This window comes from Halomonas cibimaris (assembly GCF_039537045.1).
In the GTDB taxonomy this organism is placed as follows: Bacteria; Pseudomonadota; Gammaproteobacteria; order Pseudomonadales; family Halomonadaceae; genus Vreelandella; species Vreelandella cibimaris.
The window spans coordinates 62,946-77,369 of the sequence record NZ_BAAAZT010000075.1 but is presented as its reverse complement, the minus strand read 5'-3'; the positions used below and the strand labels follow the sequence as shown (position 1 = coordinate 77,369).

The window sequence follows — 14,424 nt, the reverse complement described above, 5'->3', positions numbered from 1 at the left end:
GCGTCAAAAACAGGGCGCGAACTGTATCATTCCCCCCGGTATGTCGCTATACGCAAGCCGGTTTGGCCGCCTCCACCAGCCGGCGGGTGTAGGCGTGCTGCGGGGCGTTGAACAGCGCCTCGCACTCGCCCTGTTCGACTACTTCGCCGTCCTTGAGCACGATGACTCGGTGCGCCACGGCGCGGACCACGGCCAGATCGTGGCTGATAAACAGATACCCCAGCCCGCGCTCGGCCTGCAGCCGGCGTAAAAGCTCGATGAGCTGCTTTTGCACCTGGCGGTCCAGCGCTGAGGTGGGCTCGTCCAGCACCAAAAGCTCAGGCTCCAGAATAATCGCCCGGGCCACGGCGATGCGCTGGCGCTGGCCGCCGGAAAACTCGTGGGGGTAGCGCGCCGCCACGCTTTGGGGCAGGCCCACGTCTTCAAGGGTTTGATAGACCCGCTCGCGCACCTGCTGCTCGTCAAGCCCCGGGAAGTGAAAGCGCAGGCCTTCGCTGACGATATCGAACACCGGCATCCGCGGCGACAGCGCCCCGTAGGGGTCCTGAAATACCATCTGCAGGCGGTGACGCCGGCGGCGCAGGGCAGCCCCCTTGAGCCGATCCAGCCGGTCCTCCCCGAGCGCTACCTCACCCCGGCTTGCCACCAGCCGCATAATCGCCGAGGCCAGCGTGGTCTTGCCCGAGCCGGACTCGCCGACAATGCCCAGGGTTTCCCCCGGCCGCAGGCTTAAATCCAGCGGCTGAACGGCGTTAAACGCCGGCGGGGCGGCACCCAACAGCCCGCGTTTGGGGCGGGGGAAGCTTACGGCGAGCTGTTTAGCGGTGAGCAGCGGTGCCACGTTCGTTACCGGTGCGGGGCGGCCGTCGGGCTCGGCGGCTAACAGCGCTTGGGTGTAGGCGGTTTGCGGTGCGTGAAACACGTCGCCTACCGCGCCGGTTTCCTCCACGCGGCCGGCGCGCATCACGCATACGCGGTCAGCGTGGCGGCGCACCAGATTCAGGTCGTGGGTAATGAACAAAAGCCCCATGCCGTATTCGTCGCGCAGCTCGCGCAATAGCGCCAAAATCTCCTGCTGCACGCTGACGTCCAGCGCGGTGGTGGGCTCGTCGGCGATCAGCACTCGGGGGTTGTTGGCAATGGCCATGGCGATCATTACCCGCTGGCGTTGGCCGCCGGAGAGCTGGTGCGGCCAGGCGTTGAGCAGCTCGTCTGCCCGGGGCAGCTTAACCCGCTCTAAAAGCTCTCGGGAGCGGGCTTTCGCCACCGCGCCGCTAAGCCCCTGATGCAGGCGCAGGGTTTCGGCGATCTGCTTGCCGATTTTATGCAGCGGGTTGAGCGAGGTCATGGGCTCCTGAAACACAAAGCCCACCTGGCCGCCGCGCACGGCGTTCCACTGGCGCGGTGAAAGCGTGGCCAGGTCCACGCCTTCAAGACGGCGCGCTCCGCTTACCCGGGTGTTGGGCGGCAGCAGGTTCAAAAGCCCCAGCGCGGTGACCGACTTGCCCGAGCCGGACTCGCCCACCAGCGCCAGGGTTTCCCCGGCGTTTACTTCAAGTGAGAGGTCTTCCACCACGGGTACGCCGTCAAAGGCGATAGACAATCCCTCAACGGACACAAGCGCCGGCGTTACAGGTGGCGTCATATCAGCGTCCTCCGGCGTGGCGCGGGTCGAAGGCATCGCGCAGCCCTTCGCCGATGAATACCAAAAGCGAAAGCATAACCCCCAGCGTCAAAAAGGCGGTGATGCCCAGCCAGGGCGCGTGCAGGTTGTTCTTGCCCTGGGCGGCCAGCTCCCCGAGCGACGGCGAGCCCGGCGGCAGGCCAAAGCCGAGAAAGTCCAGCGCGGTCAGCGTGCTGATCGCGCCGGTAAACAGAAACGGAATGAATGTCAGCGTTGCCACCATGGCGTTGGGCAGCACGTGACGCCACATGATCAGCCGGGACGGCAGCCCCATGGCCCTGGCCGCGCGCACGTACTCCAGGTTGCGCGCGCGCAGGAACTCGGCGCGGACGATATCGACAAGCCCCAGCCAGGAGAACAGCAGCATCACCCCCAGCAGCCACCAGAAGCCGGGCTGAACAAAGCTTGCCAGAATGATCAGCAGAAACAGCACCGGCAGCCCTGACCAGATCTCGGTCAGGCGCTGGCCGATCAGATCCACCTTGCCGCCAAAGTAGCCCTGCACGCCGCCAATCACCACGCCCAGCACCAGCGAGCCCGCGGTGAGCACCAGGGCAAACACCACCGACAGGCGAAAGCCGTAGATCACCCGGGCCAGCACGTCCCGGCCCTGGTCGTCGGTGCCCAGCCAGTGGCGCGCGCTGGGCGGTGCGGGCGAGGGGCGGGTCATCTGCATGTCCAGCGTCTGGTAGGAAAAGCGCACCGGCGGCCACAGCGCCCAGCCGCGTTCGCTGATCTGCTCCTGCATGAAAGGGTCCAGGTAGTCCGCCCGGGTGGGTAGAAAGCCGCCGAACTCGGTTTCCGGGTAGTCGTACAAAAGCGGCGCGTACCACTCGCCGTCAAACTGCATGACGAGGGGCTTGTCGTTGGCGATCAGCTCGGCACCCAAGCTCAGCACAAACAGCGCCACGAACAGCCACAGCGAGACCCGCGCCCGGCGGTTGCTCTTGAACGCCGCAAGCCGCCGGCGGGTAATGGGGGATAGACGCGGTGACAGGCGCATGGCTTAAGCCTCCCGAGTGGCAAAGTCGATGCGCGGGTCCACCCACACATAGGTCAAGTCCGACACCAGCTTGAGCACCAGCCCCACCAGCGTATACAAGAAAAGCGTGCCGAAGATCACCGGGTAGTCCCGCTGCATCACCGCCTCAAAGCCCAGAAGCCCCAGCCCGTCCAGCGAGAAAATCACCTCGATCAGAAGCGCGCCGGTAAAGAAGATGCCCACCAGCGCGGCGGGCAGTCCGGCGATGATGATCAGCATGGCGTTGCGAAACACGTGGCCGTAGAGAACCCGCCGCTCGTCGGCACCCTTGGCCCGGGCGGTGAGCACGTACTGCTTGTGAATTTCGTCGAGAAAGCTGTTTTTGGTCAGCATGGTCAGGGTGGCAAAGCTGCCGATGGAGGCGGCGAGCACCGGCAGCGTCATGTGCCAGGCGTAATCCTTGACCTTGCCCCAGGCCGACAGCTCGGCAAAGCCCGGCGAGGTCAGCCCGCGCAGGGGGAACCAGTCGAAATACGCGCCGCTGGCAAACAGCACGATCAGCAGGATGGCGAACAGAAAGCCGGGCACGGCGTAGCCGACGATGACAAACCCCGAGGAGTAGACGTCAAAGCGTGAGCCGTGGCGCAGCGCCTTGCGAATGCCCAGCGGGATCGACACCAGATACACCAGCAGCGTGCTCCACAGCCCCAGCGAAATCGATACCGGCAGCCGTTCGATCATCAGGTCGATCACCGGCCGGTCGCGAAAGAAGCTGGTGCCGAAATCGAAGGTGGCGTAGTCGGCGAGCATGCCCAGAAAGCGCTCGTGGGCGGGCTTGTCGAAGCCGAACTGTTCTTCCAGCTGCTGGATGAAGCGCTCGTCGATGCCCCGCGCACCCCGGGAATCGTCGCTGACGGTAATGTCGCCGCCGCCGGTATCCAGCCGGGTGCTGGCCATGGCATCGGCGTTCTCGAAGCGCGCCAGCATCTGATCGATGGGGCCGCCGGGCGCGGCCTGCACGATAATAAAGTTGAGCAGCAAAATGCCCACCAGAGTGGGAATCATCAACAGCAGTCGGCGCAGGGTGTAGCGGGCCACGGGCAGCTCCTTGTGTGGTTAACGCCGCTCTTCCAGCTGCTCGGCGCGTTCGGGGTCGACCCACCAGGCGTCCAGATCCATGCCGTACGCGGGAAACGGCTCGGGGTAGCCGAACTTGTCCCACACGGCGATGCGGGTTTCTCCGGAATGATAGTGCGGAATCACGTAAAAGCCCCAGCGCAGCACCCGGTCCAGCGCGTGAGTGACGGTATTGAGCGCTTCGCGGCTGTCGGCGCTAATCAGCTCTTCCACCAGCGCATCCACCGCCTCGTTTTCAAGGCCCATCACGTTGCGGCTCTGGGGGCGGTTGGCCACGTCGCTGGTCCAGAAATCCCGCTGCTCGTTGCCGGGGTTGTTGGACTGAGGAAACTGGCTGATGACCATGTCAAAGTCAAAACTTCGCAGCCGGTTCAGGTACTGGCTGATATCCACGATGCGAATCGAGGTCTGCACGCCCAGGCGCGCCATGTTGCGCAGCATCGGCTGAACCACCCGCTCAAGGCCGGAGTCGTAGAGCAGCACTTCCAGGCGCAGCGGGGCACCGTCTGCGTCGATCAGCGTGCCGTCCTTGACCGTATAGCCGGCGTCATACAGCAGCTCAAGGGCCTTTTTCAGCCGCGGGCGCAGGGCCTCGGGCTGGTCAATGGGCAGCGGCCGGGTAAACAGCGCGTCGGAGCCGTGGGAGGCGATCAGCTCGTCGCGAAAGGGTGCAAGCAGCGCCAGCTCGTCATCCGAGGGCAGCCCCTCGGCCTGCATGGGCGAGTTCTGGAAAAAGCTCCGGGTGCGCCGATAGCTATCGTAAAAAATATTGGTGTTGAGCCAGGGAAAGTCAAAGGTCAGGCTCAGCGCCTCGCGCACGCGGGGGTCGTCAAATTTATCTTTGCGCAGGTTGAAGACGAAGGCCTGCATTCGCGACGGGTTGACGTCGGGCACGGTGATGCGCTTGACCAGTCCCTTTTCATAGGCGGGAAAGTCGTAGCCGATGGCCCAGGTGGCGGCGCGGGCATCAGTGCGGTAGTCGGTGAGGCCGGCCTTGAACGCCTCCCAGGCGATGTCGCGGTCGCGGTAGTAGTCGAACACCAGCCGGCCGATGTTGTGCCGGCCGACGTTGACCGGCAGGTCTTTTCCCCAGTAGTCCGGGTCCCGGGCGTAGACGATGCGCCGGCCGGGGTCGACCTCATCAATACGGTAGGGGCCGGAGCCCGGGTGGGCGGCCAGAGTAGGCTTGGTGAAATCGCGCGCGTCCCAGTAGTGTTTGGGCAGAATCGGCATCTGGGCGACGATCAGCGGCAGCTCCCGGGATTCGGGGTCGTTGAGGGTAAAGCGCACTCGGTGGGGCGACATCGCCACGGCCTCATCCACGCCGGCGTAGTAGCTGCGGTAGAAAGGGTTGGCCTCCTCACGGAGAATATTCAGGCTGAAGACCACGTCCTCGGCGGTGAGCGGCTCGCCGTCCTGAAAGCGCGCCGCTGGGCGCAGGTCAAACTCGATCCAGCGGCGGTCCGGGGCGATGCGCACGTCTTCGGCCACCAGGCCGTAGAGGCTGAACGGCTCGCCGGGGTTGGCTTCCATCAGGGTGTCGTAGATCAGGTTTACGTTGCTGGCCGGCGTGCCGCGAATGATAAAGGGGTTGGTGGAATCGAAGCTTCCGCCTACGGCGGTACGCACCATGGTGCCGCCCCGGGGGGCGTCCGGGTTGACGTGGGGGAAGTGGTCGAAGTCGTCGCCAAGGGCCGGCTCGCCGTACAGCGAAAGCGCCGGCTGGAAGGAGGGCGGCGCGCCGCTGTCATCGGCGGCGCTTGCCGGCATGGCGCTCAGGGCGATGCCTAGGGCCGCCCCGAACGCGAGCCGGGCGGCAGCGAATGCTTTTCGGTTCCCGCTACGTAGCCTGTGACGCATGGCAGCTTGCCTCCTGTGCAGCGGCGCGCGGGCGCTGGGGTCAGCCGTCTGTCAGCGTGAGCAGCTGCCCGGGCTGCAGGGTACGGGGCTGTTCAATGGCGTTCCAGCGCATCAGGTCCCGGGTGCTGACATCGTAGCGCATGGCAATCGCGGTTAAACTGTCGCCGCTTTCAACTCGGTGGGTCGCCTGCGCCGGTGAATCATCGGCGCCCGCAAGAGCTGTCAGCGTGCGCCGGTTGGCCTCCCGCGGTACCAGCAGCACCGAGCCGTCGCGGGGGCTTAGGGTGTTTTGCAGCGCCCCAGGGTTGAGCTTGGCCAGGCGCTGCGAGCTGATGTCCAGCCGGCGGGAAAGACGGGTCAGCGTTATGGGCCGGTCCAGCGCTATCTCGGCAAAAGCCGGGGCGGCGCCGATGTCGGGCAAGCGGACGCTGTAGCGCTCGGGATGGCCGATAATTTCCGCGATGGCGTACAGCTTGGGCAGGTACTGCATGGTTTCGCCCGGCAGATCGAGCGACCAGTAGTCGCTGCCCCGCCCTTGACGCTGGGCACGGCGGCGGGCTTTGTTCACCGTGCCGGCGCCGGCGTTGTAGGCTGCCAGGGAAAGCGCGATATCGCCGCCGTACCAGCGCTCGGCCTGGGATTCAATATAGCCCAGGGCGGCCTGGGTGGAGGCGGTGACGTCAAGCCGGCCGTCGTAGCGGCCGTTGCGCAAAAGCCCGAGCGCATCGCCGGTGCGCGGCATGAACTGCCAAAGGCCGGCGGCGCCGCGGTGGCTGCGTGCCGCCGGGTCAAACGAGCTTTCGATAAACGGCAGCAAAGCGATTTCGCCCGGCAGGTCGCGTGCGTTTACCTGCTGGATAATCCAGGCAAGCCAGGGCTTGGCCTCCCGGGTGATGCTGGCAATGTTTTGCGGGCTTTGGCGGTAGCGAGCGATCCACTTGTCAACGCGCGCCCGGGCATCGGGCGGCAGGGCGTTGATATCCCAGGCAAAGCTTTTGCGCAGCTGCGACCAGGCGTTTTGCGGCGTGGCGTCCAGAGCGTCCCAAAATGAAGAAGGCGCCGAGTCGATTGCGGGCGCGGCGTCTATATGCTGGCTTTCGGCCATCGCCGGCTGGCCGGCGGCGAGCATCAGCACACCGGCAATAAATGCGCCGGCGGTGGCCCGTAAAAAGCGCGGGCATAGGGCGTGGTAGGTCATGGGCGAGTCACAATAAAAGCGTTGATCAACAGTGTCTGCTCCCCGCCGCACCGGCCAGCCGGCGGCGGCTAGAAACGATTTTTCCATTCCCTGAGCGTGGTGAGGGTGGCAAGATCGCTATTGTTGGCCCCCTGGGTCCCGGCGGCGTGGCGCACGCTTGCGGTATGGACACGCAGATAGGGGTTGATATTGAGTTCACGGCCGATGGTGCTGGGAAGCGTGGGGCGTTCGGCTTCGCGGGCACGCCGGCTTTCCTGCAGCGCGTAGGCGACGTCTTCGTTGTCCGGGTCGGCCTGGCGGGCAAAGGTCAAATTGGCCTGGGTATACTCGTGGGCGGCAAAGACCAGAGTTTCTTCCGGCAGCGCAGCGAAGCGCTTCAGTGACTGATGCAGCTGCTCCGGTGAGCCCTCGAACAGCCGGCCACAGCCGGCGCAAAAAAGCGTGTCGCCGCAAAACAGCAGCGATGGAATACCCGGGGTAAAAAAGCTGATGTGATCCAGCGTGTGCCCCGGGGTCGCCATGACTTCGAAAAGACGCCCCATAACGCGCACTTCGTCGCCTTCGCCTACCGCTCGGGTAATGCCGGCAATGGCTGGGTTGTCCGGCCCGATAACCTGGGGCGAATAGCGGCTGGTCAGCTCGTCAAGCCCGCCGGTATGGTCGTGATGATGGTGGGTGATCAGGATGGTTTCCAACTCCAGCGCTTCACGTTCGAGCACTTCCATGATCGGAGCGGCGTCACCCGGGTCCACCACGCAAACCTTTTGGCTCGCATCTTGTCGCAACAGCCAAATATAATTATCGCTAAAGGCGGGTATCGGTGTCACGCTCAGCATGGGGCGAGATCCTTTGGTCAAAAACGACGCTACTCTGGAGGGGAGTGCTGTGTATGTCAACTTCGCAGGGGCAAGCCGAATGGCGCGAGCGGCTGGCCTGTAGCCGGCGTTACTGGGCCTCGGGGCGCGGTCAAGCGCTGATGCAGGCGCAGGCGGCCTGTCTGGGGCCGGTGCTCCAGTCACGCCCTGACCAGCACGGCCTTGAGCTTTCCATGGGCCCATCGCTTTTATCGCATATTCCCAGCGCAGGCCCGGCCCATGTCGTACAGTGGGCGCCGGCCCGCGCCTGCGCCCGGGCCAGGGCGACGCTGGTTTGTCTGCCCGAAGCGCTGGCGCTGCCCGATGAGTGTCTGGATCTCACCTTGCTGCATCATCTTTTGGAACACGGCCCGGATGCCCATCGGGTGCTGGCCGAGGCGGCGCGGGTTACCCGCGACAGCGGCACGCTGATTGTTTTCGGATTTCAGCCGTTGGGGCTTGCAACGCTTGCCTATCGGCTGGGGCGCCGGCGGCGCATGTATCCGGGCAACGGGCGCTGGTATACGCCGGGCCGGCTGCGCGACTGGCTGGCGTTTGTCGATTTTGAAATCGAGCGGGTAGACTATTGCGGTTTTGGCTTTGGCAAACGCAGCCCCGGCGGCTGCTGGGAAACGCTGGGGCGGCGGCATAACCTGGCGCTGGGAATCAGCTATATGATTCGCGCCCGTCGCCGGCGCTATCAGGCGCCCGTCCAGCGGCTGAAGTTCGGGCTGCGTCCGCCCACCGCGCCGCAGCCTGCCGGGGTGGCACGCGGTCACGCAGCGCCAGTACGAGAAAAGTGCTACGAGGAACATAAACGTTGAGCGAACAAGCAAGTACGCATTTGCCGCGCGTAACGGTGTATACCGACGGCGCCTGCCGGGGCAATCCCGGCGTGGGCGGCTGGGGGCTGGTCTTGCAAAGCGGTGAACATGAAACCACACGCTACGGCTTTGAAGCCCACACCACCAACAATCGCATGGAGCTGATGGCCGCAATCACGGCCCTGCGCACGCTGAATACGCCCTGCGAGGTCGCTATCTGGACCGATTCGCAATACGTCCGCCAGGGGATTACCCAGTGGATTCACAGCTGGTTGAAGCGCGGCTGGCAAACGGCGGCCAAAAAGCCGGTGAAAAACGCCGAACTGTGGCAGGCGCTGCACGCCGAGACCCAGCGCCACCGGGTAGAGTGGCACTGGGTCAAGGGCCACAGCGGCCATCCCGGCAACGAGCGTGCCGATGCGCTGGCCAATCAGGCCATTGATGAGCATACGTAAGCGCTAGCAGCCAAGCCAGGAGAGACAAGATGCGCCAGATCATACTGGATACCGAAACCACCGGCATCGACCCCAAACAGGGGCACAAGCTGGTGGAAATCGGCGCGGTGGAAATGGTCAATCGGCGACTAACCGGACGCACCTACCATCAGTATATTAATCCCGAGCGTCATATTGATGCCGAAGTGGTAGCGGTACACGGTATTGATAACGAAAAAGTGGCCAACGAGCCGACTTTTGCCCAGATAGCCGATGCGTTCTGGGCGTTTATCGAAGGCGCCGAGCTGGTGATTCACAACGCGCCCTTTGACGTGGGCTTTATCGACCACGAGCTTGCACAGATCAATCCGCACCGGCAAACGCCGCTGGGGCCGGTTGCCGATCACTGTGCGATTCTCGACACCCTGACCATGGCGCGGAAGATGCACCCGGGCCAGCGCAACACGCTGGACGCGCTGTGCAAGCGCTACGATATCGTCAACGCCCACCGCGTTTTGCACGGAGCGCTGCTGGACTCGGAAATTCTAGCCGATGTGTATCTGGCGATGACCGGCGGCCAGACCGCACTGGTGCTGGATGCCGAGGCCGGGCAAGACCAGAGCGAGCGCGACCGGCCAGCCAGTGCGCAGCAAAGCGGCCTGGCGATAAGGCGTCTTTCTCTGGCGCCGAATGCGCTGCGCGTTACCCCCCCGACGGCGGAAGAGGAAAACGCGCACCGGGCCAAGTGCGAGGCTCACGGCCTTCGCTGGGCAAACGGCGGGGGTGACGATGCTCAGGCGTGAAATTCCTGCCGATGCCGGGGCGGGCCGTGTGGTGGTGATCGCCGGCAATCGGGTGGCGCCGGCGCCGGGGAGCGGCCATCACGGCGAAGTGCCTTTGCAGCCCTGGCAGCGCTGGGATGAGACCATGCAGCCGCTTTGCTACTGGGACGACGAGCCGGTAGCGCTGGCCTTTGCTTCCGAGCCCAAGGATGGCTGGCTCAACGGGCGGGAATGGCTGGCGGTGCTTTCCAGCCGGTGGTTCAGCCTTCTCTCCACGGCGCTGCAGGTGGGCGCCTGGCTGCAGAATCATCGCTTTTGCGGGCGCTGCGGGGCTCAGACTTCAAGGCTTTCTGCGGAGTTTGCCATGCACTGTGATGCCTGCGGCCATCGCAACTATCCGCGCATTTCACCGTGTATCATCACCCTGGTGACTTCCGGGGAAAACATGCTGCTGGGGCGCAGCCCGCGCTTTCGCCCGGGGCAGTATTCCACGCTTGCCGGGTTTATCGAGCCCGGCGAGTCGGCCGAAGAAGCCGTATACCGTGAAGTGTACGAAGAAGTCGGCGTGCATATTCACCGCCTTCGCTACTACCGCAGCCAGGCATGGCCGTTTCCGCATTCGCTGATGATGGGGTTTTTCGCTGAAGCCACAACGCGGCGCATTCGCATTGATGAAGATGAAATCAGCGATGCGGCCTGGTTCAGTCCGCGCCGGCTGCCCGGCCTGCCGGCGCCTTATTCCATTGCGCGTGAGCTGATCGAGGCGCATCTTGCTCAGTGCCGGCAGTAGCGGCGGGGCTTTTGGGGCTACTTGCCGGGAAACAGCCGGCTTAGTCTGGTTGCCAGCATCACGTTGCCGGTGGCTTTAAGCTGGCCGCTCATGAATGCGCTCATGCCGCTGATTTCGCCGCGCATCAGCCGTTTGAGGGTGTCACTCGACAGGCTCAGGCTGACCGAAGGATCATCGTGCTCGCCGGCTTCAACGGCGAGTGTACCGTCGTCTATGCGCAGGTAGTAATCCCCCAGGTCGGTGAAGTGAAACTGGAAGACTTCGTGCATGGCCCGGGCGGCTTCGGGGTCAAAGCGGGCGTGCATTTTTTCAAGCGGTGTGGGGGAGGGCATGAATCGGATCTCTTTTGGCCGGCGTTTAACGTAAGCCGTTCACCGACGGGGCATTGCCGTCGGCTTGGGGCTGATGCCGAAGCCTAACACGTCGCCGCAGGCGCGCGAAAAAGGCGTGCTAGTCGGGTTTTGTGTCTGTTTCATTTTTTGCCCTTTTGCCCTTTTGCCCTTTTGCCCTTTTGCCCTTTTGCCCTTTTGCTCTTTTGCCCTTTTGCCCATCCCCACTATTTATTACCCGTGCCATGCGCCGCCATAACAAGGAGATCGCCAGTGAACGAGTGGATCCTCAATATCGTTACGTTTCTTATCCAGGCCGCCATCGTTATCGGCTTTGCCACGCTTGCCTTGCTGGTAATCAGGCGAGGCAAAAACCACACCGACGACGCGCTGACGCTGCATACCGAGGTGCTTAATGACCAGCGTGATAAACGCCATCGCTTTTTGGACCAGGCCGGCCGTGGGGATAAAAAACGCCGCGGCCGGTGGCGGGCGCGGTTTTCTCTGCGGGGCAAAAAAGCCCAGGCCGGTCAGCAGGAAAAGGCGCGGCCGCCGGTAGAAGGCGATGACAGCGAACAGGGGGCGGGCCCGCGAGTATGGGTGCTGGATTTTCACGGTGATATCCAGGCGTCTGCAACCGAGCATTTTGCCGAGGAAGTCTCCGCGGTTATCCGCGTGGCGAAAAGCGACGACGAGGTCGTGGTGCGCCTGGAGTCCGGTGGCGGGCTGGTGCACGCCCACGGCCTGGCCGCAGCGCAGATGGAACGGCTGGCGGCAGCCGGGCTTGCCACTACGGTGTGTATCGACAAGGTAGCCGCCAGCGGCGGCTATCTGATGGCCTGCAGCGCCGGCCATGTCAAGGCAGCCCCTTTTGCCGTGATCGGCTCTATCGGCGTAATGGCCCAGATTCCCAACGTGCATCGCCTGCTCAAGCGTTACGACGTTGATATTGAACTGCTCACCGCCGGCAAGCACAAGCGCACCTTGACGGTACTGGGTGAAAATACCGAAGAAGGGCGCGCGAAGTTTGTCGAGGACTTGGAAAATACCCACCGTCTTTTCAAGGACTACGTGGCAAAGCGCCGTGCCGGGATCGACATCGAAGCGCTTGCTACCGGAGAAATCTGGTACGGCAGCGAAGCGCAGCAGCGCGGCCTGGTGGACAGCGTGCAAACCAGCGAGGCCTATCTGGTCGAGCGTATGGCGCATGCCCGTGTGGTGTGCGTCTGGCTTGAAGCGCCGCGGCGCCTGAGCGATCGGCTGGGCATTGCGTTGGCCCGGGGTGCAGAAGGCGCCGTTGTCAGGGCCGTGAGCGCACTCGGCGCTACGCGCTGGCACAAGCACTAAAGCCGGCCTGTGCTAGCCGCTGCTATGGGCCAGCGCCTGTATGACGGCTTTGACGGTATCGCTTGCCAGGGAATAGTAGATCGTCTGCGAATCTCGTCGCGTTGTCACCAGCGCTTGCTGGCGCAGAATGGCCAGATGCTGAGACAGCGCCGACTGGCTCAGTACCAGCCGCCGGTTCAGCTGGGTGACCGACATCTCGCCTTCGGCCAGCAGGCACAGAATGCGCAGCCGTTTGGCATTGGCCATGGCCTTGAGAAGGCTGGCGCCGGTATCAATCGCGTCGCTGTTATTGTTGAGCAGATGCATGGCGGCGTGAGAAAAGCTAGGCATGGGAGACTCCTGGCATATAGCTCCTGACATTCATGAAGACGCGGCGTGCGTTACGTTGTTGTCGATTATTTACGTTTTTGTACATTAGCGTAGTTCGTACATTAGCGCAGTTGATTCGTTCGTCATTCAACGCTGTATCAATGGTAGTTCAACGACTGTCGCCGACAGCAGTTGCGCTGTGCTGGATATGCTATTCGGCCCGGCGCTGTTTTTCCGCCGGGCGTGGCGTATAATACGGCCGCCGTGTGCAGAAGGGTTCCCTCACCCCTTCGTTTTTCATGTCATAAAAAGGAAATCTGTCGATGTTTGTCCTGACTGACCTGCAGTATCGTCGCTGCCTGCTGGTGATGGTGACGTTTCATATTGCCATCATCGCCGCCAGTAACTATCTGGTGCAGCTGCCGTTTATGCTGTTTGGCCTGCATACGACCTGGGGGGCGTTCAGCTTCCCGTTTATTTTTCTGGCAACGGATTTAACGGTGCGGCTGTTCGGCAAGCAGCCGGCCAAAACCATTGTGCAGCGCGTCATGCTGCCGGCGCTGGCGGTCTCCTATGTGGTATCGGTGGTGTTTCCCCAGGGGGAATATGCCGGCCTTGCTGCGCTGGGAGAATGGAACATCTTCGTGGCCCGCATTGCCCTTGCCAGCTTTATGGCCTATGTAGTGGGCCAAACCCTTGACGTTCACGTCTTCAACCGCCTGCGTCGAATGGCGTGGTGGGTCGCGCCGGTATGTTCCACGGTGGTCGGCAACTTTGCCGATACCCTGGCGTTTTTCTTTACCGCGTTTTATCAAAGCCCGGACGCTTTCATGGCGGCCAACTGGCTGGAAATTGCGCTGGTGGACTATGCCATCAAGCTGGGGATCAGCATGGTGCTGTTTCTGCCGCTCTACGGCGTTTTGCTGGCCTGGCTGACGCGCAAGATGAGAACCTGGACGGGGACGGCCGACGCTATCCCCAGCGTGGCCTAGGGATGCCGGGCCGCACGCCGGCAAAGCCGCCGCGCTTGAATTTCATGATGATAAGGAGCTTCTATGCCGCCTGTATCCGAGCCTTCCGTGCCTGAGTCTTCTGCGGTGCAGCTGTACTGCCTTGACAGCGGGGAGCCGGGCAGCGGTGAGCTGCCGCTGATCATTTTGCATGGCCTGCTGGGCAGCGCGGATAACTGGCGCTCGCACATGCGCGCCTGGCAGGATCAGCGCCGAGTGGTGGCGGTGGATCTGCGCAATCACGGGCGCTCGCCCCACGCCGACGGCATGAGCTATCTTTCCATGAGCGACGACGTGGTCGCGCTGATGGACCGGCTCAGTATCGAGCGGGCCCACGTGCTGGGCCACTCCATGGGCGGCAAAGTGGCCATGAGCCTGGCGCGCAGAAACCCCGGCCGGGTCGCGACGCTGACCGTTGCCGATATTGCCCCGGTGGCCTATCAGCACGGCCACGACCGCATTTTTGCCGCCATGCGCGAGCTTCAGCAGGGCCACCCCAAAGACCGCCGCGAAGCCGATGCGCTGCTGGCACGCCACATCGAATCGCGCCCTGTGCGCCTTTTTTTGGCGACCAACCTTCAGCGTGACGGCGATGAGCTGGCGCTGCGCGTGGACCTTGACCGCATCATGGACGGCTATGCCGATATTATCGCCCCGCCGGCAGGCCAGGCGCCCTTTGATGGCCCGTCCATGGTGCTGCGCGGGGAGCAGTCCGACTACGTGGAAGACGCCATGCTGCCAACGCTGCGCGGCGTGCTGCCCGGAGCGCGGCTCATTACGCTTAAAGAGGCCGGCCACTGGCTGCACGCCGACCAGCCGGATGCCTTTCGCCAGGCGGTAGAAAGGTTTCTGGGCGCACATCCGCATGGCGCCTGATGGCTATC

15 protein-coding genes are annotated in these 14,424 nt (G+C 63.4%); 7 read left to right on the top strand and 8 right to left on the bottom strand.

The window, feature by feature from the left end; translation table 11 throughout:
• Positions 1–46: 46 nt before the first annotated feature.
• The 6 genes from ABD654_RS10075 to gloB all read right to left on the bottom strand — a co-directional run bounded on the left by ABD654_RS10075 (position 47) and on the right by gloB (position 7,697).
• Complete coding sequence (locus ABD654_RS10075) at positions 47–1,645, bottom strand: ABC transporter ATP-binding protein (RefSeq protein ID WP_344704755.1); 1,599 nt, start codon at positions 1,643–1,645, stop codon at positions 47–49.
• Position 1,646: 1 nt separating this feature from the next.
• The gene (locus tag ABD654_RS10070; RefSeq protein WP_344704754.1) at positions 1,647–2,687 is read right to left on the bottom strand and encodes an ABC transporter permease; all 1,041 of its coding nucleotides are present in this window, start codon (positions 2,685–2,687) and stop codon (positions 1,647–1,649) included.
• A gap of 3 nt (positions 2,688–2,690) precedes the next feature.
• Positions 2,691–3,764 carry a microcin C ABC transporter permease YejB gene (locus ABD654_RS10065; RefSeq protein ID WP_344704753.1) on the bottom strand — a complete coding sequence of 358 codons (1,074 nt, stop codon included), beginning with the start codon at positions 3,762–3,764 and terminating at the stop codon, positions 2,691–2,693.
• An 18-nt stretch (positions 3,765–3,782) separates the two neighbouring features.
• Complete coding sequence (locus ABD654_RS10060) at positions 3,783–5,573, bottom strand: extracellular solute-binding protein (RefSeq protein ID WP_344704752.1); 1,791 nt, start codon at positions 5,571–5,573, stop codon at positions 3,783–3,785.
• 130 nt (positions 5,574–5,703) lie between these two features.
• Entirely contained in the window at positions 5,704–6,861 is a 1,158-nt protein-coding gene (locus ABD654_RS10055; protein WP_344704751.1) for a transglycosylase SLT domain-containing protein, read from the bottom strand.
• A 68-nt stretch (positions 6,862–6,929) separates the two neighbouring features.
• Positions 6,930–7,697 carry a hydroxyacylglutathione hydrolase gene (gene gloB / locus ABD654_RS10050; protein WP_344704750.1) on the bottom strand — a complete coding sequence of 256 codons (768 nt, stop codon included), beginning with the start codon at positions 7,695–7,697 and terminating at the stop codon, positions 6,930–6,932.
• A gap of 53 nt (positions 7,698–7,750) precedes the next feature.
• Between gloB and ABD654_RS10045 the strand changes: the two genes are divergently transcribed.
• The 4 genes from ABD654_RS10045 to nudC are packed head-to-tail and all read left to right on the top strand — an operon-like array spanning position 7,751 to position 10,545.
• Positions 7,751–8,539 (top strand): methyltransferase domain-containing protein, encoded by a 789-nt coding sequence (locus ABD654_RS10045; RefSeq protein ID WP_344704749.1) that lies wholly within the window; start codon positions 7,751–7,753, stop codon positions 8,537–8,539.
• Positions 8,536–8,994, top strand: coding sequence for a ribonuclease HI (rnhA, locus tag ABD654_RS10040; protein WP_344704748.1), 459 nt, complete (start codon positions 8,536–8,538; stop codon positions 8,992–8,994). The genes ABD654_RS10045 and rnhA overlap by 4 nt, the downstream gene beginning before the upstream one ends.
• Positions 8,995–9,023: 29 nt before the next feature.
• Positions 9,024–9,776 (top strand): DNA polymerase III subunit epsilon, encoded by a 753-nt coding sequence (gene dnaQ, locus ABD654_RS10035; protein ID WP_344704747.1) that lies wholly within the window; start codon positions 9,024–9,026, stop codon positions 9,774–9,776.
• Entirely contained in the window at positions 9,763–10,545 is a 783-nt protein-coding gene (gene nudC / locus ABD654_RS10030) for an NAD(+) diphosphatase (protein ID WP_344704746.1), read from the top strand. The genes dnaQ and nudC overlap by 14 nt, the downstream gene beginning before the upstream one ends.
• Before the next feature lie 17 nt (positions 10,546–10,562).
• Here nudC and ABD654_RS10025 read toward each other — a convergent pair whose 3' ends face one another.
• On the bottom strand, positions 10,563–10,877 hold the full coding sequence (locus tag ABD654_RS10025; protein WP_344704745.1) for an SCP2 sterol-binding domain-containing protein: 315 nt from the start codon (positions 10,875–10,877) through the stop codon (positions 10,563–10,565).
• Between the two features lie 270 nt (positions 10,878–11,147).
• Here ABD654_RS10025 and sohB point away from each other — a divergent pair, with 270 nt between their 5' ends.
• A complete protein-coding gene (sohB, locus tag ABD654_RS10020) occupies positions 11,148–12,221 on the top strand; it encodes a protease SohB (protein ID WP_344704744.1) in 1,074 nt (357 codons plus the stop codon).
• 12 nt (positions 12,222–12,233) lie between these two features.
• On the opposite strand, the gene ABD654_RS10015 is transcribed toward sohB, so the two are convergent.
• Entirely contained in the window at positions 12,234–12,551 is a 318-nt protein-coding gene (locus ABD654_RS10015; RefSeq protein ID WP_344704743.1) for an ArsR/SmtB family transcription factor, read from the bottom strand.
• Positions 12,552–12,853: 302 nt separating this feature from the next.
• On the opposite strand from ABD654_RS10015, the gene ABD654_RS10010 reads away from it, so the two are divergent.
• Both ABD654_RS10010 and ABD654_RS10005 read left to right on the top strand, forming a co-directional pair.
• A complete protein-coding gene (locus ABD654_RS10010) occupies positions 12,854–13,522 on the top strand; it encodes a 7-cyano-7-deazaguanine/7-aminomethyl-7-deazaguanine transporter (RefSeq protein ID WP_344704742.1) in 669 nt (222 codons plus the stop codon).
• Positions 13,523–13,585: 63 nt separating this feature from the next.
• A complete protein-coding gene (locus ABD654_RS10005; protein WP_344704741.1) occupies positions 13,586–14,416 on the top strand; it encodes an alpha/beta fold hydrolase in 831 nt (276 codons plus the stop codon).
• Positions 14,417–14,424 lie beyond the last annotated feature (8 nt).

Coding starts and splice junctions, on each gene's coding strand:
- ABD654_RS10075 (WP_344704755.1), bottom strand. CDS start 1,645: ATGACGCCACCTGTAACGCCGGCGCTTGTGTCCGTTGAGGGATTGTCT.
- ABD654_RS10070 (WP_344704754.1), bottom strand. CDS start 2,687: ATGCGCCTGTCACCGCGTCTATCCCCCATTACCCGCCGGCGGCTTGCG.
- ABD654_RS10060 (WP_344704752.1), bottom strand. CDS start 5,573: ATGCCGGCAAGCGCCGCCGATGACAGCGGCGCGCCGCCCTCCTTCCAG.
- ABD654_RS10055 (WP_344704751.1), bottom strand. CDS start 6,861: ATGACCTACCACGCCCTATGCCCGCGCTTTTTACGGGCCACCGCCGGC.
- gloB (WP_344704750.1), bottom strand. CDS start 7,697: ATGCTGAGCGTGACACCGATACCCGCCTTTAGCGATAATTATATTTGG.
- ABD654_RS10045 (WP_344704749.1), top strand. CDS start 7,751: ATGTCAACTTCGCAGGGGCAAGCCGAATGGCGCGAGCGGCTGGCCTGT.
- dnaQ (WP_344704747.1), top strand. CDS start 9,024: ATGCGCCAGATCATACTGGATACCGAAACCACCGGCATCGACCCCAAA.
- nudC (WP_344704746.1), top strand. CDS start 9,763: ATGCTCAGGCGTGAAATTCCTGCCGATGCCGGGGCGGGCCGTGTGGTG.
- ABD654_RS10025 (WP_344704745.1), bottom strand. CDS start 10,877: ATGCCCTCCCCCACACCGCTTGAAAAAATGCACGCCCGCTTTGACCCC.
- ABD654_RS10015 (WP_344704743.1), bottom strand. CDS start 12,551: ATGCCTAGCTTTTCTCACGCCGCCATGCATCTGCTCAACAATAACAGC.
- ABD654_RS10010 (WP_344704742.1), top strand. CDS start 12,854: ATGTTTGTCCTGACTGACCTGCAGTATCGTCGCTGCCTGCTGGTGATG.
- ABD654_RS10005 (WP_344704741.1), top strand. CDS start 13,586: ATGCCGCCTGTATCCGAGCCTTCCGTGCCTGAGTCTTCTGCGGTGCAG.